The 26,262-nt window shown below is 58.8% G+C and carries 26 protein-coding genes; 25 read left to right on the top strand and 1 reads right to left on the bottom strand.

Features of this window, described 5'->3' with window-relative positions; genetic code table 11:
- Nucleotides 1–595 precede the first annotated feature (595 nt).
- The 21 genes from rpmH (at nucleotide 596) to glmS (ending at nucleotide 20,955) form a co-directional block, all read left to right on the top strand.
- Nucleotides 596–730 (top strand): 50S ribosomal protein L34, encoded by a 135-nt coding sequence (gene rpmH, locus AC3RCM_RS27415; RefSeq protein ID WP_003253163.1) that lies wholly within the window; start codon nucleotides 596–598, stop codon nucleotides 728–730.
- 13 nt (nucleotides 731–743) lie between these two features.
- Nucleotides 744–1,148 carry a ribonuclease P protein component gene (gene rnpA, locus AC3RCM_RS27410; protein ID WP_003253166.1) on the top strand — a complete coding sequence of 135 codons (405 nt, stop codon included), beginning with the start codon at nucleotides 744–746 and terminating at the stop codon, nucleotides 1,146–1,148.
- Nucleotides 1,141–1,386: a membrane protein insertion efficiency factor YidD gene (gene yidD / locus AC3RCM_RS27405; RefSeq protein WP_003253169.1), complete on the top strand. Its 246-nt coding sequence runs from the start codon at nucleotides 1,141–1,143 to the stop codon at nucleotides 1,384–1,386. Before rnpA ends, yidD begins: the two co-directional genes overlap by 8 nt.
- Before the next feature lie 2 nt (nucleotides 1,387–1,388).
- Nucleotides 1,389–3,071, top strand: a complete 1,683-nt coding sequence (yidC, locus tag AC3RCM_RS27400; RefSeq protein WP_010951425.1) for a membrane protein insertase YidC — start codon at nucleotides 1,389–1,391, stop codon at nucleotides 3,069–3,071.
- Between the two features lie 87 nt (nucleotides 3,072–3,158).
- Nucleotides 3,159–4,529, top strand: a complete 1,371-nt coding sequence (gene mnmE / locus AC3RCM_RS27395) for a tRNA uridine-5-carboxymethylaminomethyl(34) synthesis GTPase MnmE (RefSeq protein WP_409322389.1) — start codon at nucleotides 3,159–3,161, stop codon at nucleotides 4,527–4,529.
- 633 nt (nucleotides 4,530–5,162) lie between these two features.
- On the top strand, nucleotides 5,163–7,055 hold the full coding sequence (gene mnmG / locus AC3RCM_RS27390) for a tRNA uridine-5-carboxymethylaminomethyl(34) synthesis enzyme MnmG (protein ID WP_049588470.1): 1,893 nt from the start codon (nucleotides 5,163–5,165) through the stop codon (nucleotides 7,053–7,055).
- A complete protein-coding gene (rsmG, locus tag AC3RCM_RS27385) occupies nucleotides 7,052–7,702 on the top strand; it encodes a 16S rRNA (guanine(527)-N(7))-methyltransferase RsmG (protein ID WP_020192710.1) in 651 nt (216 codons plus the stop codon). Before mnmG ends, rsmG begins: the two co-directional genes overlap by 4 nt.
- A gap of 18 nt (nucleotides 7,703–7,720) precedes the next feature.
- Nucleotides 7,721–8,512 carry a ParA family protein gene (locus AC3RCM_RS27380; protein ID WP_003253182.1) on the top strand — a complete coding sequence of 264 codons (792 nt, stop codon included), beginning with the start codon at nucleotides 7,721–7,723 and terminating at the stop codon, nucleotides 8,510–8,512.
- A gap of 9 nt (nucleotides 8,513–8,521) precedes the next feature.
- The gene (locus tag AC3RCM_RS27375) at nucleotides 8,522–9,394 is read left to right on the top strand and encodes a ParB/RepB/Spo0J family partition protein (RefSeq protein WP_003253185.1); all 873 of its coding nucleotides are present in this window, start codon (nucleotides 8,522–8,524) and stop codon (nucleotides 9,392–9,394) included.
- Nucleotides 9,395–9,543: 149 nt separating this feature from the next.
- Nucleotides 9,544–9,951, top strand: a complete 408-nt coding sequence (locus tag AC3RCM_RS27370; RefSeq protein ID WP_008092225.1) for a F0F1 ATP synthase subunit I — start codon at nucleotides 9,544–9,546, stop codon at nucleotides 9,949–9,951.
- 16 nt (nucleotides 9,952–9,967) lie between these two features.
- Nucleotides 9,968–10,837 carry a F0F1 ATP synthase subunit A gene (atpB, locus tag AC3RCM_RS27365; protein ID WP_010955889.1) on the top strand — a complete coding sequence of 290 codons (870 nt, stop codon included), beginning with the start codon at nucleotides 9,968–9,970 and terminating at the stop codon, nucleotides 10,835–10,837.
- Between the two features lie 144 nt (nucleotides 10,838–10,981).
- Nucleotides 10,982–11,239, top strand: a complete 258-nt coding sequence (atpE, locus tag AC3RCM_RS27360; protein WP_003097235.1) for a F0F1 ATP synthase subunit C — start codon at nucleotides 10,982–10,984, stop codon at nucleotides 11,237–11,239.
- A gap of 56 nt (nucleotides 11,240–11,295) precedes the next feature.
- Nucleotides 11,296–11,766 (top strand): F0F1 ATP synthase subunit B, encoded by a 471-nt coding sequence (locus tag AC3RCM_RS27355; RefSeq protein WP_003253189.1) that lies wholly within the window; start codon nucleotides 11,296–11,298, stop codon nucleotides 11,764–11,766.
- Between the two features lie 12 nt (nucleotides 11,767–11,778).
- On the top strand, nucleotides 11,779–12,315 hold the full coding sequence (locus tag AC3RCM_RS27350; protein ID WP_003253191.1) for a F0F1 ATP synthase subunit delta: 537 nt from the start codon (nucleotides 11,779–11,781) through the stop codon (nucleotides 12,313–12,315).
- A 21-nt stretch (nucleotides 12,316–12,336) separates the two neighbouring features.
- Complete coding sequence (atpA, locus tag AC3RCM_RS27345) at nucleotides 12,337–13,881, top strand: F0F1 ATP synthase subunit alpha (RefSeq protein WP_010955887.1); 1,545 nt, start codon at nucleotides 12,337–12,339, stop codon at nucleotides 13,879–13,881.
- Between the two features lie 48 nt (nucleotides 13,882–13,929).
- Entirely contained in the window at nucleotides 13,930–14,790 is an 861-nt protein-coding gene (gene atpG / locus AC3RCM_RS27340) for a F0F1 ATP synthase subunit gamma (RefSeq protein ID WP_003253195.1), read from the top strand.
- 27 nt (nucleotides 14,791–14,817) lie between these two features.
- Nucleotides 14,818–16,194 (top strand): F0F1 ATP synthase subunit beta, encoded by a 1,377-nt coding sequence (atpD, locus tag AC3RCM_RS27335; protein ID WP_003253197.1) that lies wholly within the window; start codon nucleotides 14,818–14,820, stop codon nucleotides 16,192–16,194.
- A 43-nt stretch (nucleotides 16,195–16,237) separates the two neighbouring features.
- Complete coding sequence (locus AC3RCM_RS27330) at nucleotides 16,238–16,657, top strand: F0F1 ATP synthase subunit epsilon (RefSeq protein WP_010955886.1); 420 nt, start codon at nucleotides 16,238–16,240, stop codon at nucleotides 16,655–16,657.
- Between the two features lie 118 nt (nucleotides 16,658–16,775).
- Nucleotides 16,776–18,143: a bifunctional UDP-N-acetylglucosamine diphosphorylase/glucosamine-1-phosphate N-acetyltransferase GlmU gene (gene glmU / locus AC3RCM_RS27325; RefSeq protein ID WP_047603748.1), complete on the top strand. Its 1,368-nt coding sequence runs from the start codon at nucleotides 16,776–16,778 to the stop codon at nucleotides 18,141–18,143.
- A gap of 196 nt (nucleotides 18,144–18,339) precedes the next feature.
- Nucleotides 18,340–19,113, top strand: coding sequence for a DeoR/GlpR family DNA-binding transcription regulator (locus AC3RCM_RS27320; RefSeq protein ID WP_198747089.1), 774 nt, complete (start codon nucleotides 18,340–18,342; stop codon nucleotides 19,111–19,113).
- A 6-nt stretch (nucleotides 19,114–19,119) separates the two neighbouring features.
- Nucleotides 19,120–20,955, top strand: coding sequence for a glutamine--fructose-6-phosphate transaminase (isomerizing) (gene glmS, locus AC3RCM_RS27315; RefSeq protein WP_020190289.1), 1,836 nt, complete (start codon nucleotides 19,120–19,122; stop codon nucleotides 20,953–20,955).
- A gap of 191 nt (nucleotides 20,956–21,146) precedes the next feature.
- Here the strand turns inward: glmS and AC3RCM_RS27310 are convergent, their stop codons facing one another.
- Nucleotides 21,147–22,064 carry a LysR substrate-binding domain-containing protein gene (locus AC3RCM_RS27310; protein ID WP_409319850.1) on the bottom strand — a complete coding sequence of 306 codons (918 nt, stop codon included), beginning with the start codon at nucleotides 22,062–22,064 and terminating at the stop codon, nucleotides 21,147–21,149.
- A gap of 194 nt (nucleotides 22,065–22,258) precedes the next feature.
- Here AC3RCM_RS27310 and AC3RCM_RS27305 point away from each other — a divergent pair, with 194 nt between their 5' ends.
- From AC3RCM_RS27305 to AC3RCM_RS27290, 4 genes are all read left to right on the top strand, one after another.
- Nucleotides 22,259–23,008 carry an SDR family NAD(P)-dependent oxidoreductase gene (locus AC3RCM_RS27305; protein ID WP_014754902.1) on the top strand — a complete coding sequence of 250 codons (750 nt, stop codon included), beginning with the start codon at nucleotides 22,259–22,261 and terminating at the stop codon, nucleotides 23,006–23,008.
- A 67-nt stretch (nucleotides 23,009–23,075) separates the two neighbouring features.
- Nucleotides 23,076–24,377 (top strand): MFS transporter, encoded by a 1,302-nt coding sequence (locus AC3RCM_RS27300; protein WP_492629295.1) that lies wholly within the window; start codon nucleotides 23,076–23,078, stop codon nucleotides 24,375–24,377.
- An 18-nt stretch (nucleotides 24,378–24,395) separates the two neighbouring features.
- Nucleotides 24,396–25,244, top strand: coding sequence for a transketolase (locus tag AC3RCM_RS27295; RefSeq protein WP_492629294.1), 849 nt, complete (start codon nucleotides 24,396–24,398; stop codon nucleotides 25,242–25,244).
- A complete protein-coding gene (locus AC3RCM_RS27290) occupies nucleotides 25,241–26,248 on the top strand; it encodes a transketolase family protein (RefSeq protein WP_492629293.1) in 1,008 nt (335 codons plus the stop codon). Before AC3RCM_RS27295 ends, AC3RCM_RS27290 begins: the two co-directional genes overlap by 4 nt.
- Nucleotides 26,249–26,262 lie beyond the last annotated feature (14 nt).

Raw genomic sequence — 26,262 nt, 5'->3', positions numbered from 1 at the left:
GGATATCCCCTGAGTTTGAAAGCCGGATGAGGCAAAAACAAACCGCCATTGTACCGGTCGAGCGTTCAGTTATCCACATGTGGACACGTTAGGAACCACGACAAAACAGCCATTTATCGACCAAAACGGCTTTTCGCCTCTGTGAATAAGCCCTGTGGATAAACGACCCTGAGGGCTATGCACAACCCCAGCCCTTAGCCTGTTGATAACTCCGCTGTGGATAACAGGTGTTTTCATCCACAGCTTTCACTCACGATGGGAACAAGCGCAGCACGGGATCAGAACAAAGTTGTAAAACTCTGTACACCCCGTAATTCATGGGCCAGCGCAGGTTATCCACAGAAGGTTATCCACTTAAGAGTTATAAGTTCTTCAAAAAAGCTTTTTATATGTCTCTTCTTTTTTTTCATGTTGTCCCCGATCCGTGTGTCCGATCAAGCACCCCTTGGGCACTGATCAACAGGCACCGTCCATCACATGCTCTATATGGAAAGACTGGTTGGAAATTGACCTATGGGCTTGCTTTCTCTAGAATCGCCGGTCTCTTAAAAAGGGGGCCATCCCGGCCCGTCGTCGACAAACCAGGTAACACGCCATGAAACGTACTTTCCAACCAAGCACCATCAAGCGCGCCCGCACCCACGGTTTCCGTGCCCGTATGGCTACCAAGAACGGCCGTGCTGTTCTGTCGCGTCGTCGTGCCAAAGGCCGTAAGCGTCTGGCCATTTGATTTTTCGGCACAGGTGGTGAGTCAGGACTTCAGTCGGGAAAAGCGACTGCTTACACCCCGGCATTTCAAAGCGGTCTTCGACTCCCCAACCGGCAAGGTTCCAGGGAAAAACCTGCTGATCCTTGCTCGCGAGAACGGTCTCGATCACCCACGCCTTGGCTTGGTAATCGGCAAGAAGAGTGTCAAGCTCGCCGTTCAACGCAACCGCCTCAAGCGCTTGATGCGCGATTCCTTTCGTCTGAACCAGCAATTGCTTGCCGGTCTGGACATCGTGATCGTCGCGCGCAAGGGATTGGGTGAGATAGAAAACCCGGAATTGCACCAACACTTTGGCAAGCTCTGGAAACGCCTGGCGCGCAGCCGGCCGACACCAGCAGTCACCGCCAATTCCGCAGGGGTAGACAGCCAAGATGCGTAAACTGGCACTCGTTCCGATCCAGTTTTACCGTTATGCCATTAGTCCTCTGATGGCCAATCACTGTCGGTTTTTCCCCAGTTGCTCCTGTTACGCGTATGAAGCCATCGAAAACCATGGCATCTGGCGTGGTGGGTGGCTGGCCGTTCGTCGCCTGGGGCGTTGTCATCCGTGGAATGACGGCGGTTTCGACCCCGTTCCACCCGCTCCTTCCTCCCGAACTTCTTCGATAGCCGAGTAATCATGGATATTAAACGCACGATCCTGATCGCCGCGCTGGCAGTCGTGTCCTACGTCATGGTCCTGAAGTGGAACGATGACTACGGCCAGGCTGCCCTGCCGACTCAGAATACTGCTGCCAGCACTGTTGCTCCGGGCTTGCCCGATGGCGTGCCTGCCGGTAACAACGGTGCCAGCGCCGATGTACCGAGCGCCAACGCCGAATCGAGCCCTGCCGAACTGGCACCGGTCGCACTCAGCAAGGACCTGATCCGAGTCAAGACCGACGTTCTGGAACTGGCTATCGATCCGGTCGGTGGTGACATCGTCCAGCTGAACCTGCCGAAGTACCCACGCCGTCAAGACCACCCGAACATTCCATTCCAGTTGTTCGACAACGGTGGTGAGCGTGTTTACCTGGCACAAAGCGGTCTGACCGGTACCGACGGCCCGGATGCCCGCGCCAGCGGCCGTCCCCTGTATGCCGCCGAACAGAAGAGCTACCAGCTGGCCGATGGCCAGGAACAACTGGTGGTAGACCTGAAGTTCAGTGACAACGGTGTCAACTACATCAAGCGTTTCAGCTTCAAGCGCGGTGAGTACGACCTGAATGTCAGCTACCTGATCGACAACCAGAGCGGCCAGGCCTGGAACGGCAACATGTTTGCCCAGCTCAAGCGTGATGCCAGCGGCGATCCGTCCTCCAGTACCGCCACCGGCACCGCTACCTACCTGGGTGCTGCCCTGTGGACAGCTTCTGAGCCTTACAAAAAGGTCTCGATGAAGGACATCGACAAAGGTAGTTTGAAAGAAAATGTGTCCGGCGGCTGGGTTGCCTGGCTGCAGCACTACTTCGTGACCGCCTGGATTCCGGCCAAGTCGGACAACAACGTTGTCCAGACCCGCAAGGATAGCCAGGGCAACTACATCATCGGCTACACCGGCCCGGTTATCAGCGTACCGGCTGGCGGCAAGGTCGAAACCAGTGCCCTGCTGTACGCCGGCCCGAAGATCCAGTCCAAGCTGAAAGAGTTGTCCCCAGGCCTGGAATTGACCGTCGACTACGGCTTCCTGTGGTTCATCGCCCAGCCGATCTTCTGGCTGCTGCAACATATCCACAGCCTGCTGGGTAACTGGGGCTGGTCGATCATCGTGCTGACCATGTTGATCAAAGGCCTGTTCTTCCCGCTGTCGGCTGCCAGCTACCGCTCCATGGCGCGTATGCGTGCCGTTGCACCTAAGCTCGCCGCACTCAAGGAACGCTTCGGTGACGATCGCCAGAAGATGTCCCAGGCGATGATGGAGCTTTACAAGAAAGAGAAGATCAACCCACTGGGCGGCTGCCTGCCGATCCTGGTGCAGATGCCGGTATTCCTGGCCCTGTACTGGGTATTGCTGGAAAGCGTGGAAATGCGCCAGGCCCCATGGATCCTGTGGATTACCGACCTGTCGATCAAGGATCCGTTCTTCATCCTGCCGATCATCATGGGCGCCACCATGTTCATCCAGCAGCGCCTGAACCCGACTCCGCCGGATCCGATGCAGGCCAAGGTGATGAAAATGATGCCAATCATCTTCACCTTCTTCTTCCTGTGGTTCCCTGCCGGTCTGGTGCTGTACTGGGTTGTGAACAACTGCCTGTCGATTTCGCAGCAGTGGTACATCACTCGCCGTATCGAAGCAGCTACCAAAAAAGCTGCTGCTTGACGGGCTAATACGCTAGCCTGTGAATAAAAACGCCCCCTAGTGGGGCGTTTTTGCTATCTGTCGTTTTTGTCGTAGAGGCTTTCGAGCATGAACACTGTGCGTGAAACCATCGCCGCCATCGCCACGGCCCAGGGCCGGGGCGGTGTGGGAATTGTCAGGTTGTCCGGCCCTCTGGCTGCCAAGGCCGGCCTGTTGATCACCGGCCGCACCCTGACCCCGCGGCATGCCCATTACGGTCCGTTCCGCGACGATGAAGGGCTGGTGCTGGACGAAGGGATTGCTCTTTTCTTTCCAAGGCCTAATTCGTTCACTGGCGAGGACGTGCTTGAACTGCAGGGACACGGTGGCCCTGTGGTCTTGGACATGCTGCTGCAGCGCTGTGTACAAGTCGGCTGTCGTCTGGCCCGCCCGGGCGAGTTCAGCGAGCGCGCCTTCCTCAACGACAAGCTCGACCTGGCGCAGGCTGAAGCCATCGCCGACCTGATCGAGGCCAGTTCCAGCCAGGCAGCGCGCAACGCCCTGCGCTCGCTGCAAGGGGAATTCTCCAGGCGTGTGCACAGCCTCACCGAGGCGTTGATTGCCCTGCGTATTTACGTCGAGGCGGCGATCGATTTTCCTGAGGAAGAGATCGACTTCCTCGCCGATGGCCACGTGCTGTCGATGCTTGATGCCGTGCGCAGCGAGTTATCCACTGTGCAGCGCGAGGCCGGGCAGGGCGCCTTGCTGCGTGACGGCATGACGGTAGTCATTGCCGGCCGGCCGAATGCCGGTAAATCGAGCTTGCTGAACCAACTGGCCGGTCGGGAAGCTGCCATCGTCACTGACATCGCTGGCACCACGCGGGATATCCTGCGCGAACATATCCACATCGACGGCATGCCGCTGCACGTTGTCGATACTGCTGGCTTGCGCGATACCGATGACCATGTGGAAAAGATCGGTGTGGAACGCGCCCTGAAGGCCATTGGCGAGGCAGACCGCGTTCTGCTGGTAGTCGACTCCACTGCGCCCGAGGCCAGCGACCCGTTCGCTTTGTGGCCTGAGTTTCTGGCTCAGCGGCCGGACCCGGCCAAGGTCACGCTGATTCGCAACAAGGCCGACCTGAGTGGTGAGCGGGTAGCGTTGGAACAGTGCGATGACGGCCATGTGACCATTACCCTGAGCGCCAAGGGCGACGACACAGGGCTGCAACTGCTCCGCGACCATCTGAAAGGCTGTATGGGTTATGAGCAGACTGCAGAAAGTGGCTTCAGCGCCCGCCGGCGCCATCTGGATGCCTTGCGCCAGGCCAGCGAGCACCTGGAGCACGGCCGTGCTCAATTGACCTTGGCGGGCGCGGGAGAGCTTCTGGCTGAGGACTTACGCCAGGCACAGCATGCGCTGGGGGAGATCACAGGAGCATTCAGCTCGGATGACCTGCTTGGGCGGATTTTCTCCAGCTTCTGCATCGGCAAGTAATCCACAGCCAGGCAAGGCCAAGCGCCGCTCCTTAGGGAGCGGCTTTTTTTTGCCTGAAATTCGTTGCAGAAGATGAATGCAGGCCGCTGACCCAAGCACCTGTGGGAGCGGGTGGACCCGCGAAGAAGCCCTTACAAGCACGGAATGTCGGCGGATGTACCGACCCTTTCGCGAGCTTGACCGCTCCAAACCGATCATGCCTGGTTGCTAGCGCGATGAATTTTCCATGCTCGGCCTAAAAACTGTGCTCAGGAGCCCTGTGGAAAAGTCGCCTTCAGCTCAGTTGATAAGCGGGCTTTTTTTCTGAGGAAAAACCCGCCTGTGGGTAAACAGCCATTTAATCCACAGGCTAAATGACGTTATCCAGAGCCCTCATGGCACTCCAGACACAGGGTTTAATTTCTCTCTACATAGCGCCATTATTGGGATGCACGACTTTATCCACAGAAGTCGCTGTGCATAAGAATAAACATAAAAACAAAGCTTTTTAAATTTCTTCTCTCTGATTTCTGTTGTTTGCCACTCATCCACAGACTGGTCAAAATTTGCTCAGACGGTTTCTTTACTGGGGGTGAAGTCCCTATACTTGTCCGCTTACCTTCTCTATTCGCAAAAACAGGCACGAGGTGCGTGGTGGATTTCCCTTCCCGTTTTGACGTGATCGTCATCGGCGGCGGCCATGCCGGTACCGAGGCTGCGCTTGCGTCTGCACGCATGGGTGTGAAAACCCTGCTGCTGACCCATAACGTGGAAACCCTCGGTCACATGAGCTGCAACCCCGCCATCGGCGGTATTGGCAAAAGCCATCTGGTCAAAGAGATCGATGCGCTCGGCGGCGCCATGGCGCTGGCCACCGACAAGAGCGGCATCCAGTTCCGCGTTCTGAACAACCGCAAGGGCCCGGCCGTACGTGCCACCCGTGCGCAAGCCGACCGCGCCATCTACAAGGCAGTGGTACGTGAAATCCTGGAAAACCAGCCAAACCTGTGGATATTCCAGCAGTCCTGCGATGACCTGATCGTCGAGCAGGACCAGGTCAAAGGCGTGGTGACCCAGATGGGCCTGCGTTTCTTTGCCGAATCGGTGGTGCTGACTACCGGTACCTTCCTCGGCGGCCTTATCCACATTGGTCTGCAAAACCATTCCGGTGGTCGCGCCGGTGATCCACCTTCGATTGCCCTGGCCCACCGCATGCGTGAACTGCCGCTGCGCGTCGGCCGCCTGAAAACCGGTACCCCGCCACGCATTGACGGCCGCTCGGTGGACTTCTCGGTAATGACCGAACAGCCAGGCGATACGCCGATCCCGGTGATGTCGTTCATGGGCAATGCCGAAATGCACCCGCGTCAGGTGAGTTGCTGGATTACCCACACCAATGCGCGCACCCACGAGATCATTGCCTCGAACCTCGACCGTTCACCGATGTACTCGGGCGTGATCGAAGGTGTCGGTCCGCGCTACTGTCCGTCGATCGAAGACAAGATCCACCGCTTTGCCGACAAGGAAAGCCACCAGGTGTTCATCGAGCCGGAAGGCTTGAACACCCATGAGTTGTATCCCAACGGTATTTCCACTTCGTTGCCGTTCGACGTGCAGTTGGAGCTCGTGCGTTCCATCCGTGGCATGGAAAACGCCCACATCGTGCGCCCCGGCTACGCCATCGAGTACGACTACTTCGATCCCCGCGACCTCAAGTACAGCCTCGAGACGAAAGTCATCGGCGGCCTGTTCTTCGCCGGGCAGATCAACGGCACCACCGGGTACGAAGAAGCCGGCGCCCAGGGCCTGCTGGCCGGGACTAACGCCGCACTGCGGGCGCAGGGCCGTGACAGCTGGTGCCCGCGCCGCGACGAGGCATACATCGGCGTACTGGTGGACGACCTGATTACCTTGGGTACCCAGGAGCCGTACCGCATGTTTACCTCGCGTGCCGAGTACCGGCTGATACTGCGCGAAGACAACGCCGACCTGCGCCTGACCGAAAAGGGCCGTGAACTGGGCCTGATCGATGACCAGCGCTGGGCCGCGTTCTGCGCCAAGCGCGACGGTATCGAGCGTGAGGAACAGCGCCTGAAATCGACCTGGGTTCGGCCCAATACCGAGCAAGGCCAGGCCATTGTGGATAAGTTCGGCACTCCGCTGAGCCACGAGTACAGCCTGCTCAACCTGCTGGCGCGCCCCGAAATCGACTACGCCGGCCTGATCGAAGCGACTGGCGGTGAAGCGATCGATCCACAGGTTGCCGAGCAGGTCGAGATCCGCACCAAGTACGCCGGCTACATCGACCGCCAGCAGGATGAAATTGCCCGACTGCGCGCCAGCGAAGACACACGCCTGCCTGTGGATATCGACTACACGACGATTTCCGGCCTGTCCAAGGAGATACAGGGCAAGCTGAGCCAGACCCGTCCGCAGACGCTGGGCCAGGCTTCGCGTATCCCGGGTGTGACCCCGGCGGCGATTTCCCTGTTGCTGATTCACTTGAAAAAACGCGGCGCTGGCCGCGAATTGGAGCAAAGCGCTTGAGTTCCCTGGTCACCCCTCAACACGCTGAAGAGTTGTCCACAGGTGCGCGCCAGCTTGGTGTCGAGCTGACTGCCGAGCAGCACGAGAAGCTGCTTGGCTACCTGGCTCTGTTGATCAAATGGAACAAAGCCTACAACCTGACTGCTGTGCGCGACCCGGACGAGATGGTTTCGCGTCACCTGCTCGACAGCCTTAGCGTCATGTCTTTTATCCACAACGACCGTGATAACTGGCTGGATGTCGGCAGCGGCGGTGGCATGCCCGGCATCCCGTTGGCTATTCTGCATCCACACAAGCGCGTCACCGTGCTGGACGCCAATGGCAAGAAAACCCGTTTCCTGACACAGGTGAAAATGGAACTCAGGCTGGACAACCTCACGGTTATCCACAGCCGGGTCGAGGCCTTCCAGCCGGCACAACCGTTCGACGGAATCATCTCCCGCGCTTTCAGCAGCATGGAGAACTTCACCAACTGGACCCGCCACTTGGGCGACACCGGGACGCAATGGCTTGCAATGAAGGGGCTGCATCCTGCCGATGAACTGGTAGCATTGCCCGCAGACTTCACAGTGGAAAGCGAACAGGCCCTGACCGTTCCGGGTTGCCAGGGCCAGCGCCATCTGCTGATACTGCGCCGCAAGGCATGACTGGGAACACTCGCAACAATGGCTAAGGTATTCGCAATCGCGAACCAGAAAGGTGGTGTGGGCAAGACAACCACCTGTATCAATCTCGCCGCCTCGCTGGCTGCGACCAAGCGTCGTGTCCTGCTGATCGACCTCGATCCGCAGGGCAACGCCACCATGGGCAGCGGTGTGGACAAGCACGAGCTCGAGCATTCGGTCTACGACCTGCTGATCGGGGAGTGCGACTTGGCCCAGGCTATGCACTACTCCGAGCACGGAGGCTTCCAGTTGCTGCCGGCCAACCGTGATCTGACCGCCGCTGAGGTGGTGCTGCTGGAAATGCAGGTCAAGGAGAGCCGTCTGCGCAACGCCCTGGCGCCTATTCGCGATAACTACGACTACATCCTCATCGACTGCCCGCCGTCGCTGTCGATGCTCACGCTGAATGCTCTGGTCGCTTCCGATGGCGTGATTATCCCCATGCAGTGTGAGTACTACGCACTGGAAGGTCTCAGCGACCTTGTGGATAACATCAAGCGCATCGCCGCCCGGTTGAACCCTGAGTTGAAGATCGAGGGCCTGCTGCGGACCATGTACGATCCGCGTCTGAGCCTGAACAACGATGTTTCGGCACAGTTGAAGGAGCACTTCGGCCCTCAGCTGTACGACACGGTCATTCCGCGCAACATTCGCTTGGCCGAGGCCCCCAGCTTCGGCATGCCAGCCCTTGCTTACGACAAGCAATCGCGGGGCGCACTGGCGTACCTGGCCCTGGCTGGGGAACTGGTACGCCGTCAACGCCGTCCATCACGCACTGCACAAACAACTTAAGGAATCCGTATGGCCGTCAAGAAACGGGGTCTCGGACGTGGGTTGGATGCACTGCTCAGTGGTCCTTCCGTCAGCGCGCTCGAAGAGCAGGCTGTGAAGATCGACCAGAAAGAACTGCAACACCTGCCGGTCGAACTGGTCCAGCGTGGCAAGTATCAGCCTCGCCGGGACATGGACCCGGAGGCGCTGGAAGAGCTTGCGCACTCGATTCGCAACCATGGTGTGATGCAACCGATCGTGGTACGCCCGATTGGCGACAACCGATACGAGATCATCGCCGGTGAGCGCCGTTGGCGCGCCACCCAGCAGGCCGGCCTGGACACGATCCCGGCCATGGTCCGTGAAGTGCCCGACGAAGCCGCCATCGCCATGGCATTGATCGAGAACATCCAGCGCGAAGACCTCAACCCGCTGGAAGAGGCCATGGCCCTGCAGCGCCTGCAACAGGAATTCGAGCTCACCCAGCAGCAGGTGGCTGACGCTGTGGGCAAGTCGCGGGTGACCGTGGCCAACCTGCTGCGCCTCATCACCTTGCCCGATGCGATCAAGACCATGCTCGCCCACGGTGACCTGGAGATGGGGCACGCCCGTGCATTGCTCGGCCTGGACGAAAATCGTCAGGAGGAGGGGGCGCGTCATGTTGTCGCACGTGGCCTCACCGTGCGCCAAACCGAGGCACTGGTCCGTCAGTGGCTCAGCGACAAGCCTGATCCGGTCGAACCAAGCAAACCTGATCCGGATATCGCACGCCTTGAACAGCGGCTCGCAGAGCGCCTGGGCTCGGCCGTGCAGATCCGTCATGGCAACAAGGGCAAAGGCCAGTTGGTTATTCGCTACAACTCGCTTGACGAGTTGCAAGGCGTGCTCGCTCACATCCGCTGAAACAATTCCTGTTGTAGCGCGAAGTCGGAAATCACTACCGAAGAGTTGAATAGGGGTTAATCCACCCCTATACTCTGCGCGCATTTTGTCGGCACAAATTATGCCAAGTCATAGCTGACTTGTTGGTCGACTTCCGAGGAGCAGTTGTGATGGAAATACGCACGCCAAACCGCCTGCCTTTCCATCGCTGGGCGGTTTTTCCGGTACTGCTGGCTCAATTTGTCGTACTGCTGCTGGCAACCTTGGTGTTGTGGCAGTGGAAAGGGGCGGTCAGTGGATATTCAGGCCTTTGCGGAGGTTTGATTGCCTGGCTGCCCAATGTGTATTTCGCCTGGAAGGCTTTTCGCTTCAGCGGGGCTCGGGCGGCACAAGCTATCGTCAAGTCGTTTTACGCTGGCGAGGCAGGCAAGATGATTTTGACGGCAGTGCTTTTTGCACTGACCTTTGCAGGAGTGAAGCCACTGGCGCCGCTAGCAGTATTCGGCGTCTTCGTGTTGACCCTTTTGGTCAGCTGGTTCGCGCCCCTGCTGATGAATAAAAGACTTTCGAGACCTTAGGGCGTTTGAGGCAACCATGGCAGCAGAAACCGCTTCGGGCTATATCCAGCACCACTTGCAGAACCTGACCTACGGTCAACTACCAGACGGCAGCTGGGGCTTCGCCCATTCGGCTGCAGAAGCCAAGGCAATGGGCTTCTGGGCGTTCCACCTGGACACCCTGGGTTGGTCCGTCGCGCTGGGTCTGATCTTCCTGTTGATCTTCCGCATGGCGGCCAAGAAGGCGACTTCCGGCCAACCTGGCGGTCTGCAGAACTTCGTTGAGGTGATGGTCGACTTCGTCAACGGCAGCGTGAAGGACTCCTTCCACGGCCGTAGCCCGGTAATCGCACCACTGGCGCTGACCATTTTCGTCTGGGTATTCCTGATGAACGCCGTCGACCTGATACCGGTCGACTGGATTCCTCAGCTGGCCATCCTGATTTCCGGTGACCCGCACATTCCGTTCCGCGCCGTGTCGACCACCGACCCGAACGCGACCCTGGCCATGGCCTTCTGCGTCTTCGCCCTGATCATCTTCTACAGCATCAAGGTCAAGGGACTGGGCGGCTTCATCGGTGAGCTGACCCTGCACCCGTTTGGCAGCAAGAATATCTTCGTGCAGATCCTGCTGATTCCAGTCAACTTCCTGCTGGAATTCGTCACCCTGATCGCCAAGCCGATCTCGCTGGCACTGCGTCTGTTCGGCAACATGTATGCTGGCGAGCTGGTGTTCATCCTGATCGCTGTAATGTTCGGCTCCGGCCTGCTGTGGCTCAGCGGCCTGGGTGTGGTGCTGCAATGGGCGTGGGCTGTGTTCCACATCCTGATCATCACCCTGCAAGCTTTCATCTTCATGATGCTGACCATCGTCTACCTGTCGATGGCTCACGAAGATAACCATTAAGACCGCCTGGCGTGTCTGATAGCCTTCCCTGCCGGTACGGGGGGAGGGCTTAAAAAGTCCGCAAGGGCATGCTGTACCAAACGATTTGTTTTACCGCTTCAAACTAAAAACCTAACCAATACGACGTAAAAGTCGGGAGGAAAGATGGAAACTGTAGTTGGTCTGACCGCTATCGCTGTTGCTCTGCTGATCGGCCTGGGTGCTCTGGGTACCGCCATTGGTTTCGGCCTGCTGGGTGGCAAATTCCTGGAAGGCGCTGCTCGTCAGCCAGAAATGGTTCCGATGCTGCAGGTCAAAATGTTCATCGTTGCCGGTCTGCTCGACGCCGTAACCATGATCGGTGTTGGTATCGCTCTGTTCTTCACCTTCGCGAATCCGTTCGTTGGTCAGATCGCCGGCTAATCACTCGTCACCACGAGTTGATGGCTGTATGAATTAAGACCGAGCGAGGTGTTGGCGTGAACATTAATGCAACCCTGATTGGCCAATCCGTTGCTTTCCTGATTTTTGTACTCTTCTGCATGAAGTATGTATGGCCTCCGGTCATCACTGCTCTGCAAGAGCGCCAAAAGAAGATTGCCGACGGCTTGGACGCTGCCAACCGCGCAGCTCGCGACCTGGAGCTGGCCCAAGAGAAAGCGGGTCAGCAACTGCGTGAAGCTAAAGCACAAGCAGCCGAAATCATCGAGCAAAGCAAGAAACGCGCTGCTCAGCTTGTCGAGGAAGCCCGTGAACAGGCCCGCGTCGAAGCTGACCGTGTGAAGGCTCAGGCTCTGGCCGAGATCGAACAGGAACTGAACAGCGCTAAAGACGCCCTGCGTGCCCAAGTGGGTGCTCTGGCCGTTGGTGGTGCTGAAAAGATCCTTGGCGCCACAATCGATCAAAACGCGCATGCGGAGCTGGTTAACAAACTGGCCGCTGAAATTTAAGCGAGGGCGATCATGGCAGAACTGACCACGTTGGCCCGACCTTACGCTAAGGCTGCCTTTGAGCATGCCCAGGCCCATCAGCAACTGGCCAATTGGTCAGCCATGCTCGGCCTGGCTGCTGCGGTGTCGCAAGACGACACCATGCAGCGCCTGCTCAAGGCCCCGCGACTGACGAGCGCAGAAAAGGCCGCCACGTTCATTGACGTGTGCGGTGACAAGTTCAATGCACAGGCACAGAATTTCATTCATGTTGCCGCGGAAAACGACCGTCTCCTGCTTCTGCCGGAGATTGCCGCCCTGTTCGACCTGTACAAGGCCGAGCAAGAGAAATCCGTGGACGTGGAAGTCACCAGTGCCTTCGCGTTGAACCAAGAACAGCAAGACAAACTCGCCAAGGTTCTCAGTGCACGGTTAGGCCAGGAAGTGCGCCTGCACGCGTCGGAGGATGCCAGCCTGATTGGCGGCGTCGTCATCCGCGCCGGTGACCTGGTAATCGATGGCTCTGTTCGCGGCAAAATCGCGAAACTGGCCGAAGCATTGAAATCTTGAGTTTGAAGGGGCAGCAGAGCAATGCAGCAACTCAATCCTTCCGAAATTAGTGAAATCATCAAGGGCCGCATCGATAACCTCGATGTGAGCTCCCAAGCCCGTAACGAAGGTACCGTCGTTTCGGTATCCGACGGTATCGTGCGGATCCACGGTCTGGCCGACGTCATGTACGGCGAAATGATCGAGTTCCCTGGCAGCGTCTACGGCATGGCCCTGAACCTGGAGCAAGACTCCGTAGGTGCAGTGATCCTGGGTGCCTATGACACCCTCGCCGAAGGCATGAGCGCCAAGTGCACCGGCCGCATCCTGGAAGTTCCGGTTGGTAAGGAACTGCTGGGTCGCGTCGTTGACGCACTGGGTAACCCGATCGACGGCAAAGGTCCTCTGGGCAACACCCAGACTGACGCAGTCGAGAAAGTGGCTCCAGGCGTGATCTGGCGTAAGTCGGTAGACCAGCCTGTACAGACTGGTTACAAATCCGTCGACGCCATGATCCCTGTCGGCCGTGGCCAGCGTGAGCTGATCATTGGCGACCGTCAGATCGGCAAGACCGCCATGGCCATCGACGCCATCATCAACCAGAAAGACTCCGGTATTTTCTGTGTTTATGTTGCAGTCGGCCAGAAGCGTTCCACCGTTGCCAACATCGTTCGCAAGCTGGAAGAAACCGGCGCCCTGGCCAACACCATCGTGGTTGTTGCCAGTGCTTCGGAATCCGCCGCACTGCAATTCCTGGCGCCATACGCCGGTTGCACCATGGGCGAGTTCTTCCGCGACCGCGGTGAAGACGCACTGATCGTTTACGATGACCTGTCCAAGCAGGCCGTTGCCTACCGTCAGATCTCCCTGCTGCTGCGCCGTCCACCAGGACGCGAAGCATACCCAGGCGACGTGTTCTATCTCCACTCCCGTCTGCTGGAGCGTGCATCGCGCGTTTCGGAAGAGTACGTCGAGAAGTTCACCAACGGTGCTGTTACTGGCAAAACCGGTTCCCTGACCGCTCTGCCGATCATCGAAACCCAGGCTGGCGACGTTTCTGCGTTCGTTCCGACCAACGTGATTTCCATCACCGACGGTCAGATCTTCCTGGAATCGGCCATGTTCAACTCGGGCATCCGCCCAGCAGTGAACGCCGGTGTTTCGGTATCCCGCGTAGGTGGTGCCGCTCAGACCAAGATCATCAAGAAGCTGTCCGGTGGTATTCGTACCGCTCTGGCTCAGTACCGTGAACTGGCTGCATTCGCCCAGTTCGCGTCCGATCTGGACGAAGCGACCCGCAAGCAGCTGGAGCATGGTCAGCGCGTTACCGAGCTGATGAAGCAGAAGCAGTACGCGCCGATGTCCATCGCGGACATGGCTCTGTCGCTGTACGCCGCTGAGCGTGGCTTCCTGATCGACGTAGAAGTCTCCAAGATCGGCAGCTTCGAGCAAGCTCTGATCGCCTTCTTCAACCGTGATCACGCTGAACTGATGGCGAAGATCAACGTGAAGGGTGACTTCAACGACGAAATCGACGCAGGCCTGAAAGCCGGTATCGAGAAGTTCAAGGCCACCCAGACCTGGTAAGCCGCAGCGGGGGCTCAGGCCCCCGCTTGCTAACCTGATAGGTGATACATGGCAGGCGCAAAAGAGATTCGCAGTAAGATTGCGAGCATCAAAAGCACGCAAAAAATTACCAGCGCCATGGAGAAAGTGGCGGTCAGCAAGATGCGCAAGGCACAAATGCGCATGGCTGCTAGCCGTCCTTACGCGGAACGTATCCGCCAGGTGATCGGTCATCTGGCCAACGCCAACCCGGAATACCGCCACCCGTTCATGATCGAGCGCCCTGTAAAGCGCGCCGGTTATATCGTGGTGAGCAGTGACCGTGGTCTGTGCGGTGGCTTGAACACCAACCTGTTCAAGGCCCTGGTCAAGGACATGAGCGCAAACCGCGAACAGGGCGTGGAAATCGACCTGTGCGTGATCGGCAGCAAGGGTGCGACTTTCTTCCGCATCTTTGGCGGCAACGTCGTAGCAGCGATCAGCCACTTGGGCGAAGAGCCATCGATCAACGATCTGATCGGCTCCGTCAAAGTGATGCTGGACGCCTACCTGGACGGCCGTATCGATCGCCTCTCGGTGGTTTCGAACAAGTTCATCAATACCATGACCCAGAAGCCGACGGTCGAGCAATTGGTACCGTTGGTGGCAACCCCGGATCAGGATCTCAAGCATCACTGGGACTACCTGTACGAACCCGACGCAAAAGAGCTGCTGGACGGCTTGATGGTGCGCTACGTGGAGTCGCAGGTTTACCAGGCGGTGGTCGAGAACAACGCTGCTGAACAAGCGGCCCGGATGATCGCCATGAAGAACGCCACAGACAACGCCGGTGATTTGATCAAAGAGCTTCAGTTGATCTACAACAAGGCGCGTCAGGCTGCGATCACCCAGGAGATCTCGGAAATCGTCGGCGGCGCTGCCGCGGTTTAACGGTTCACATATTCAGAGGATCCAGCTATGAGTAGCGGACGTATCGTTCAAATCATCGGCGCCGTCATCGACGTGGAATTCCCACGTGACGTCGTGCCGAGTGTATACAACGCGCTTAAAGTACAAGGCGCGGAAACCACCCTGGAAGTTCAGCAGCAGCTGGGCGACGGCGTGGTTCGTACCATTGCGATGGGCTCGACCGAAGGCCTGAAGCGCGGTCTGGATGTCGTTGACACCGGCGCTGCCATTTCCGTTCCAGTTGGTAAGGCCACCCTGGGCCGTATCATGGACGTACTGGGCAACCCGATCGACGAAGCCGGCCCGATCGGCGAAGAAGAGCGTCGCGGTATCCACCAGCCAGCGCCTTCGTTCGCTGACCAGGCAGGCGGCAACGACCTGCTGGAAACCGGCATCAAGGTTATCGACCTGGTTTGCCCGTTCGCCAAGGGTGGTAAAGTTGGTCTGTTCGGTGGTGCCGGTGTCGGCAAGACCGTAAACATGATGGAACTGATCCGTAACATCGCCATGGAACACAGCGGTTACTCCGTGTTCGCTGGTGTGGGTGAGCGTACTCGTGAGGGTAACGACTTCTACCACGAGATGAAGGACTCCAACGTTCTCGACAAGGTAGCGCTGGTCTACGGTCAGATGAACGAGCCACCAGGAAACCGTCTGCGTGTAGCGCTGACCGGCCTGACCATGGCCGAGAAGTTCCGTGACGAAGGTAACGACGTTCTGCTGTTCGTCGACAACATCTATCGTTACACCCTGGCCGGTACCGAAGTATCCGCACTGCTGGGCCGTATGCCTTCTGCAGTAGGTTACCAGCCGACCCTGGCTGAAGAGATGGGCGTTCTGCAAGAGCGCATCACCTCCACCAAGGAAGGTTCGATCACCTCCGTACAGGCCGTATACGTACCTGCGGACGACTTGACCGACCCGTCGCCAGCGACCACCTTCGCCCACTTGGACGCCACCGTCGTTCTGTCCCGTGACATCGCCTCCCTGGGTATCTACCCAGCGGTCGACCCACTGGACTCGACTTCGCGCCAGCTGGACCCGAACGTGATCGGCAACGAGCACTACGAGACCGCTCGTGGCGTTCAGTATGTTCTGCAGCGCTATAAAGAGCTGAAGGACATCATTGCGATCCTGGGTATGGACGAACTGTCCGAAGCCGACAAGCAACTGGTAGCCCGCGCTCGTAAGATCCAGCGCTTCCTGTCGCAGCCGTTCTTCGTGGCAGAAGTCTTCACCGGTTCGCCAGGCAAGTACGTTTCCCTGAAAGACACCATCGCTGGCTTCAGCGGCATCCTCAAAGGTGACTACGACCACCTGCCAGAACAAGCGTTCTACATGGTCGGCAGCATCGACGAAGCGATCGAGAAAGCCAAGAAACTGTAATTCCTGCGCCCCGCAAGGGGCGCTATCAGGTTGAGGCAAGCAGATGGCTATGACAGTCCATTGCGATATCGTCAGCGCGGAAGGAGAGATCTTCTCCGGCCTGGTCGAGATGGTGGTTGCGCACGGTAACCTGGGTGATCTTGGTATCGCTCCAGGCCATGCGCCGCTGATCACCAATCTCAAGCCTGGTCCGATCACGCTGACCAAGCAGGGTGGCGCACACGAGGTGTTCTACATCTCTGGTGGTTTCCTCGAGGTTCAGCCGAACATGGTCAAGGTGCTTGCCGATACCGTGCAACGTGCTGCAGACCTGGATGAAGCTCAGGCTCAGGAGGCCCTCAAGGCTGCCGAGAACGCCCTGAATCTGAAAGGCGCGGACTTCGACTACGGCGCCGCCGCCGCACGTCTGGCCGAGGCCGCAGCCCAGCTGCGTACCGTCCAGCAAATGCGCAAAGGCAAGTAATCGGCTACGGCTGATAACTTCTGTTGCGATTGAGTAAAAGGGTAGCCTCGGCTACCCTTTTTCTTTTTCTGTTTTCTCCCCCGGTCTTTCACTGACCGCCCAGGATTGGTAGCCAGTAATGTCACTCGATATCGTTATTCTCGCCGCCGGCCAAGGCACCCGCATGCGCTCGGCGCTGCCCAAAGTGTTGCACCCGGTGGCTGGCAATTCCATGCTCGGCCATGTTATCCACAGCGCGCGCCAACTTCAGCCGCAAGGTATTCACGTGGTCATTGGCCATGGTGCCGAGCTGGTTCGCGAGCGCCTGGCCGCTGACGACCTGAATTTCGTCATGCAGGATAAACAGCTGGGTACCGGTCATGCTGTTGCCCAGGCACTGCCGGCGCTGACCGCTGACACTGTGCTGGTGTTGTACGGCGACGTGCCGTTGATCGAAGTGGAGACCCTGCAGCGTCTGTTGGCCAAAGCCAACGATCAGCAGCTGGGACTGCTGACAGTCACCCTCGACGATCCGACCGGCTATGGCCGGATCGTGCGTGACGAGCAGGGCCAGGTAACTGCAATCGTTGAGCACAAGGACGCCAACGACGCGCAAAAGGCGATCAAGGAAGGCAACACCGGCATTCTGGCACTGCCAGCAGCGCGTCTGGCTGACTGGATGGGCCGGCTGTCGAACAACAACGCCCAGGGAGAGTATTACCTGACCGACGTAATTGCCATGGCAGTGGCCGATGGCTTGGTGGTGGCAACTGAACAGCCACACGACGCTATGGAAGTGCAGGGCGCCAACGACCGCCGCCAGCTCTCCGAGCTGGAGCGTCACTACCAGTTGCGGGAAGGCCGCCGTCTGATGGCTCAGGGGGTTACCCTGCGTGATCCGGCACGCTTCGATGTTCGTGGTGAAGTAAGCGTTGGTCGTGACGTGCTGATCGACATCAACGTGATTCTCGAAGGCAAGGTGGTCATCGAAGACGATGTGCAGATCGGCCCTAACTGCGTGATCAAGAACACGACCTTGCGCAAAGGCGCGGTGGTCAAGGCCAACAGCCACCTCGAAGGCGCCGTGATGGGAGAGGGCAGCGATGCTGGCCCGTTTGCCCGCCTGCGCCCAGGCAGCGTACTGGACGCCAAGGCCCATGTGGGTAACTTCGTTGAACTGAAAAACGCCCACCTGGGTGAAGGGGCCAAAGCTGGTCACCTGACCTACCTGGGGGATGCCGAAATCGGTGCGCGCACCAATATCGGCGCCGGCACCATCACCTGCAATTACGATGGCGCCAACAAGTTCAAAACCGTGATGGGTGAAGACGTGTTCATCGGTTCGAACAACTCGCTGGTGGCGCCTGTGGAAATCAAGGCCGGCGCGACCACCGCAGCCGGCTCGACCATCACCCAGGCTGTAGAAGCGGGTGACCTGGCTGTAGCCCGTGCGCGCCAGCGCAACATTTCGGGTTGGAAGCGCCCGGAGAAGATCAAGAAGAGCTGAGTTATTCACAGCCGTTTCGATCGAAAGCCGACTTATGTGAATAAGTCGGCTTTTTTTTTGGCGATTGGCGCTGCCGCGCCAAAAGGACCGCGTCAAAGCAGAGGCAAACAATCCACAGGTCAGCGACAGCTTGACGAATCGCGCGTCTTAGGTTTTGATTGCAACCACTAACTTTCGAATCGAAACTTAAACGCACATGTCGAAACGAAACACACCACAACGGCGACACAATATTCTGGCTTTGCTCAGCGAGCAGGGTGAGGTAAGTGTGGACGCGTTGGCCAAGCGTTTCGCCACCTCGGAAGTGACCATTCGCAAAGACCTCGCCGCCTTGGAAACCAACGGCTTGTTGTTACGCCGCTACGGTGGTGCTGTGCCGGTACCGCAAGAGTTGCTCGGTGAACCGGCACAACCCGTCTCTTCCTATAAAAAGGCCATTGCGCGTGCCGCCGTGGGGCGTATCCGCGAACATGCACGCATTATCATCGACAGCGGCAGCACCACGGCGGCAATGATCCCCGAACTGGGGCGCCAGCCAGGCCTGGTGGTGATGACCAATTCGCTGAATGTGGCCCGTGCAATCTGTGACCTCGAACACGAGCCGGTGCTGCTGATGACCGGTGGCACCTGGGACCCGCATTCCGAATCGTTCCAAGGCCAGGTCGCGGAGCAGGTACTGCGCTCCTACGATTTCGACCAATTATTCATCGGTGCCGACGGCATCGACCTCGGCCGGGGTACCACCACCTTCAACGAGCTGCTTGGGCTGAGCCGGGTCATGGCCGAAGTTGCCCGTGAAGTGATCGTGATGGTCGAGTCGGACAAGGTGGGGCGCAAGATCCCTAACCTCGAGCTGCCCTGGGGCAGTGTGCACACCCTTATTACAGATGAACGCCTGCCAGCAGCAGCGCGCGAACAAATTCAAGCCCGCGGCATCAACCTGATCTGCGCCGCGATCAGCCAGGAGTAATAAAACATGTGTGGAATCGTTGGTGCTGTCGCCGAGCGTAATATCACAGCCATCCTGATCGAAGGCCTCAAGCGTCTTGAGTACCGCGGTTACGACAGCGCCGGTTTGGCTGTACTCACCCAGAACGGTGAACTGCAGCGCCGCCGGCGCATCGGCAAGGTCAGCGAGCTGGAGGTTGCTGTTGCTGATGACCCATTGGCAGGCCAGCTGGGTATTGCCCACACCCGCTGGGCTACTCACGGCGCGCCGACTGAAGGCAACGCCCACCCGCACTTCTCGGGCAATGATGTGGCCGTGGTGCACAACGGCATCATCGAGAACCACGAGGAACTGCGCGAAGAGCTGAAGGGGCTGGGCTATGTCTTCAATTCGCAGACCGATACCGAAGTCATCGTCCACCTTATCCACCACACCCTGAAGAGCATTCCAGACTTGACCGACGCCCTTAAGGCGGCGGTGAAGCGTCTGCACGGCGCTTACGGCCTGGCGCTGATCAGTGCCAAGCAGCCGGACCGCCTGGTGGCCGCGCGCAGTGGTAGCCCGCTGGTTATCGGCCTGGGCCTTGGCGAGAACTTCCTGGCGTCCGACCAGCTGGCGCTGCGTCAGGTTACTGACCGCTTCATGTACCTGGAAGAAGGCGACATCGCTGAAATCCGTCGTGATCAGGTCTCTATCTGGGACCAGCAGGGCAACAAGGTCCAGCGCGAAACCGTGCAATATCACGAAGGTGCCGAGGCTGCCGACAAGGGCGCTTACCGCCACTTCATGCTCAAGGAAATTCACGAGCAGCCAAGCGTTGTTCAGCGCACGCTTGAAGGCCGCCTGGGCAAGGACAACGTGCTGGTCCAAGCCTTTGGCCCGCAAGCTGCCGACCTGTTTGCCAAGGTGCGCAACGTGCAGATCGTTGCCTGTGGCACCAGCTACCACGCCGGTATGGTTGCGCGTTACTGGCTGGAAAGCCTGGCCGGCATCCCTTGCCAGGTAGAAGTGGCCAGCGAGTTCCGTTACCGCAAGGTGGTGGTGCAGCCGGACACTCTGTTCGTCTCCATCTCGCAGTCCGGCGAAACCGCCGATACCCTGGCCGCACTGCGCAACGCCAAGGAGTTGGGTTTCCTTGGCAGCCTGGCGATCTGCAACGTGGGTATCAGCTCGCTGGTACGCGAGTCGGACTTGACCCTGCTGACCTTGGCCGGCCCTGAAATCGGCGTGGCTTCGACCAAAGCGTTCACCACCCAGTTGGTTTCGCTGATGCTGCTGACCCTGGCCCTGGGTCAGGTGCGCGGTACGCTGGAAGCCGGTGTCGAAGCTGAGCTGGTTGAAGAGCTGCGTCGACTGCCAACCCGCCTGGGCGAAGCCCTGGCCATGGATGCCACCGTCGAGAAAATTGCCGAGCTGTTCGCCGACAAGCACCATACCCTGTTCCTCGGCCGCGGCGCGCAGTACCCGGTGGCGATGGAAGGTGCTCTCAAGCTTAAGGAAATCTCCTACATCCACGCCGAAGCTTACCCAGCAGGCGAGCTGAAGCACGGCCCGCTGGCTCTGGTGGACAACGACATGCCGGTGGTTACCGTTGCACCAAACAACGAACTGCTGGAGAAGCTGAAGTCCAACCTGCAGGAAGTGCGTGCCCGTGGTGGCGAGCTGGTAGTGTTCGCCGACGAGCACGCTGGCATGACCAATGGCGAAGGCACCCACGTGATCAAGGTGCCGCACATTGCCGATGCCTTGGCGCCAATCCTATACACCATTCCGCTGCAGTTGCTGTCTTATTACGTGGCCGTGCTAAAGGGGACCGACGTTGACCAGCCTCGTAATCTGGCCAAGTCGGTGACTGTCGAGTAACGGGTAGTCAGGTGTTGATCAGCTTGTGGATTTAGAGAATTAAAGCTGACGCAGGATAATTAAAACTGTCGCAGGAGGCGGTGAGTCCACCGCACCGCCGCCTGCAATGTTCCTGCTCCTTGAAGTTGCCTCACTCGTTCGACGCTGGCTTTTGGGCAATGACGTCAACATGCACGCGATCATCAGCATGCTTAAAACACGAAGCCATGCCCGAGCTCTCGCTCCATCCACGCCAAGAAACGCCTGACCCGTTCGAACCCGGAATGCGCTTTCGGAAACACCAGATGATGGGCCGCCACAGGCGCGCTGAAGATGTGTGGCACGACTTCCACCAGTGTTCCGGTTGCAAGGTACTTCTGCGCTAACAACGTACTTTCGAGTGCAAAACCCAGCCCGTGACTGGCGGCCTCCAGGGACATGTAGGAACGATCGAAGCTCAACGCGTAGGGCTTTTCCGGGCGGGCGAGACCGTGTCGAGCGAACCAGGCCGGCCATTTCAACAATGTGGCTTCGGAGAGAATCAAGTCCCGACGCAGTAGATCCGACGCGTCGTCGATCCTATGCCGGGCCAGCAGTTTCGGTGAGGCCAGCACGGCAAATGCCTCATTGCCTAAAGTGCGCACCTCGTAGCTAGGCCAATTGGGTTCGCCATGGCGAATGTCTACGTCAATCTTGTCTCGACTGAAATGCAGAGATTCATAAGAGCACGACAAGTTGATCTGGATATCCGGGTGCGCCATCCGAAATGCTTCCAGCCTTGGCATTAGCCACAGCAGGCCGAAACTCGGTGACGAATGCAAACGCAGGCAATCGAGGCTGACGTCGCTGCTGGCCCGTTCCGTGGCGACGGAAAGACTGTGCAGAATGCCGGAAACGTCTTTCAGATACTGCTCGCCAACGGGGGTCAGGCTGACGCCTCGCGCCGCGCGAAAGAACAGTTGTCGACCAATCAGTGCTTCGAGCTTGGCCAATTGATGACTGACAGCCGAAGGGGTGAGGTCTAGCACTTCCGCTGCGCGGGCAACATTACCGAAGCGAGCAGTTTGCTCAAAGGCCTGAATCGCTCTCAGGGGTGGAAGGGCCGGCGCGGTATCGTCAACAGATCGCATATCAGTCACTTCGCTCGCAGCGCATATTTTTATTGGGGCCTTCATTCAATCATTTAGCAATCAGGGTGACGAGTGCTGAATTTTTTTCAGCACCCAATGATTTTTGCGTTATTGCTCAGGGCCTGGGCCGAGACCAAAGTAGGCCCATCGATTCCGCTGAATCGACCTTATAAAAACAATCAGAGGTCACACCCATGCTTCTTCAAGGCAAAGTCGCAATCATCACTGGCGCCGCATCGGCACGCGGGATCGGCCGGGCAACTGCGGCCACATTCGCTGCTCAAGGTGCCCGCGTGGTGATCCTCGATCTGGATGAAGCCGCTGCCCGCGATGCCGCAGCGTCTCTTGGCGAAGGACATCTCGGCCTGGCCGCCAACGTCGCCGATCAGGCACAGGTAAACCAGGCCGTTGCGCAGATCATCGAGCACTTTGGCCGCATCGACGTGCTGGTCAACAACGCTGGCATCACCCAACCCCTCAAGACCCTGGACATCAAGCACAGCGACTACGACAAGGTACTCGACGTCAGCCTGCGCGGCACTCTGCTGATGTCTCAGGCCGTCATTCCCCTGATGCGCGAGCAACGTTCGGGCAGCATTGTCTGCATGTCCTCGGTATCGGCACAGCGTGGCGGCGGCATCTTCGGTGGCCCGCACTACAGCGCAGCGAAAGCGGGGGTACTGGGCCTGGCCAAGGCCATGGCACGAGAGCTGGGGCCGGATAACGTGCGCGTGAACGCCATCGCCCCGGGTCTGATTCACACGGACATCACTGGCGGTTTGATGCAGGACGATCGTCGCCACGCAATCATCGACGGTATTCCACTGGGCCGTCTGGGCGAAGCGCAAGACGTCGCTAACGCCGCTTTGTTCCTGGCCAGCGATCTGTCGACCTACCTGACCGGAATCACCCTGGATGTAAACGGCGGCATGCTCATTCACTGATGCACATTGCGTCAGCCCGTGCGGCTGACGCTGTTCTGAATCGATAAAAACAAGAGATCAGACCATCATGATTACCACCCTGTCATTGGACGCGGTTTCGGCCGTGCGCTCCAACGCATACCGCAAGACTGCCTGGCGACTGATGCCGTTCCTGATGCTGTGCTACCTGTGTGCCTATCTGGACCGGGTAAACGTGGGGTTCGCCAAGTTGCAGATGATGAGCGACCTGGCCCTAAGCGAGGCCGTCTATGGCCTGGGCGCCGGCATGTTCTTCATTGGCTACTTTCTCTGCGAAGTGCCCAGCAATCTGATCCTGCACAGGGTCGGCGCACGCCGCTGGATCGCCCGGATCATGATTTCCTGGGGGATCATTTCCGCCCTCTTTGCCTTCGTTGAAACCGCCTGGCAGTTTTATGCCCTGCGTTTTCTGCTTGGCATCGCTGAAGCGGGTCTGGCTCCGGGCCTGTTGTTGTACCTGACCTACTGGTTCCCGTCCTACCGTCGCGCAAAGATGACCGTGCTTTGGTTCGTCGCGATTCCATTGTCGGGGATGATTGGCGGCCCACTGTCAGGTTGGATCATGAATCAGTTCGCAGGTTTTCATGGCTGGGCGGGCTGGCAGTGGATGTTCGTCATCGAGGCAATTCCAACCGTCATCGTCGGCTTGTTGGTACTGACCTATCTCAAAGATGGCGTGCATCAGGCCACCTGGCTGACCGATGAAGAAAAGGAACTGGTTACCAAGGAGCTCGCCGAGGACAACGCCCACAAGGTCACTCATGCCTCACCTCGGGAATTCATCCGCGATCGCCGCCTATGGCTGCTGGCCTGCATCTACTTCTGTGTAGTCATGGGCCAGTACGCGATCACCTTCTGGCTGCCGACCCTGATCCGCAATGCCGGGGTATCGGACCCACTGCACATCGGCATGCTGACCAGCCTGCCTTACATGTGCGCCATCGTCGCCATGCTGCTGATGGGCCGTAGCGGCGACAAGCATCGCGAACGTCGCTGGCATTTGGTTACTCCGATGATCGCAGGCGCCATCGGCCTGACACTGGCCGCGCTGCTGGGCGGCAACCTGCTGCTGTCGGTACTCAGCCTGTGCCTTGCAGCAGCTGGCGTGCTCTCGGCTTCCTCACTGTTCTGGATGCTGCCCACTACGCTGCTCGGCGGTGTGTCAGCCGCAGCAGGTATCGCCGGTATCAACAGTTTCGCCAACCTTGCCGGGTTCTGCTCGCCTTACCTGATCGGTTGGATCACCACTTCCACCGGTTCCAGTGCCATCGGCATGTACCTGATCACCGCAGTGCTGCTCGCGGGGGCCACGTTGGTCCTGCGCATTCCCGCCGCATCGGTCAATCGTTAACTCGCTGGAGTAGTCACCATGACTGTCAACGCACCCGACACTTCGCTCTCGGCGCTCGTCGAACGCGCGTACAACATTCGCCGCCATGCCCTGCGCATGGGGCAGGTCCAGGGCCAGGGTTATGTCGGCCAGGCCCTCGGCGCCGCTGACTTGCTGGCCGTGTCGTACTTCCATGCGCTGCGCTATCAGCCCCACAACCCCGAATGGGAGCAACGCGACCGCTTTTACCTGTCCATCGGTCACTACGCCATCGCCCTGTATGCAGCGCTGATCGAAGCCGGCGTGATCCCCTTGGAGGAACTGGAAACCTATGGTTCGGACGACAGCCGCCTGCCGATGTCGGGCATGGCCGCCTACACGCCGGGCATGGAAATAACCGGGGGGTCGCTCGGCCACGGCTTGGGCATAGCGGTCGGCGCTTGCCTGGGCCTGAAACGCAAGAACTCGGGTTCGTTTGTCTACAACCTGCTTTCGGACGGCGAATTGAACGAAGGATCAACCTGGGAAGCCGCGATGTCGGCCTCACATTGGAAACTGAACAACCTCATCGCAATCATCGACGTCAACAACCAGCAAGCCGACGGCTACTCCAGCGAAGTGCTGACATTCGAGCCCATCGTTGACCGTTGGCAGGCGTTTGGCTGGTTTACCCAGCGCGTGGACGGCAACGACATCGGCGCCCTGGTCGCCGCGTTCGACGCCGCACGCAACCATCAAGGGGCACAGCCGCGGGTCATCATCTGCGATACCAAGATGGGCAAGGGTGTGGACTTTCTCGAGTCACGTGAAAAAACCCACTTCATCCGCGTCGATGAAAACGAGTGGGATCTGGCATTGCAAAACCTTCAGGTCGGGAGAATCGTATGAGCCGCGTAAACACCACCGAAACCGGCAAGAAGCGCCTGACAACCTCGGCCATGATCGCTTCGATCGCTGCCGAGGGCCAGGCCACCCGTTCAGCGCCGTTCGGTCATGCGTTGGCGGTACTGGCCGAACAGCGTTCGGACATCGTCGGCCTGTCGGCGGACCTGTCCAAGTACACCGACCTGCACATTTTCGCGAAGGCGCACCCGGACCGTTTCTATCAGATGGGCATGGCTGAGCAATTGCTGATGAGTGCAGCCGCTGGCCTGGCACGCGAAGGCTGCGTGCCGTTCGCCACCACGTACGCGGTATTCGCTTCGCGTAGGGCCTATGATTTTATCTGCATGGCCATCGCCGAGGAGAATCTCAACGTCAAGATCGTCTGCGGGTTGCCGGGCTTGACCACCGGTTACGGCCCCAGCCACCAGGCAACGGATGATCTGGCAATCTTCCGCGCCATGCCGAACCTGATGATCGTCGACCCATGCGACGCTCTGGAGATCGAGCAGGCGGTGCCCGCCATCGCCGCCCATCAGGGACCGGTGTACATGCGCCTGCTGCGCGGCAACGTGCCGCTGGTATTGGACGAATATGGCTACAAGTTCGAGATCGGCAAGGCCAAGACCCTGCGCACCGGAAAGGACGTGCTGATCATCTCCACCGGTCTGATGACCATGCGCTCGCTAGAGGCCGCAGCGCAGTTGCAGAAGGATGGCGTCGATGTGGCAGTACTACACGTACCCACCATCAAGCCACTGGACGAACAGACGATTCTGGCTGAGGCACGCAAGTCTGGACGGCTGGTGGTCACCGCCGAAAACCATTCGATCATCGGCGGCCTGGGCGAGGCGGTGGCGGGACTGCTGCTGCGCAACGGGGTAACGCCGACATTCCGCCAGATCGCTTTGCCCGATGCCTTCCTCGATGCCGGCGCCCTGCCGACGCTGCATGACCGCTACGGCATCTCCACCGATGCAGTGAGCGCGCAGATCAAGGCTTGGCTGTGACGTGATACCTGAAG

This window comes from Pseudomonas sp. GW823-FHT05G12 (genome assembly GCF_058795575.1).
The sequence above is the reverse complement of the archived record's forward strand: the minus strand, read 5'-3'. Positions and strand labels throughout refer to the sequence as shown.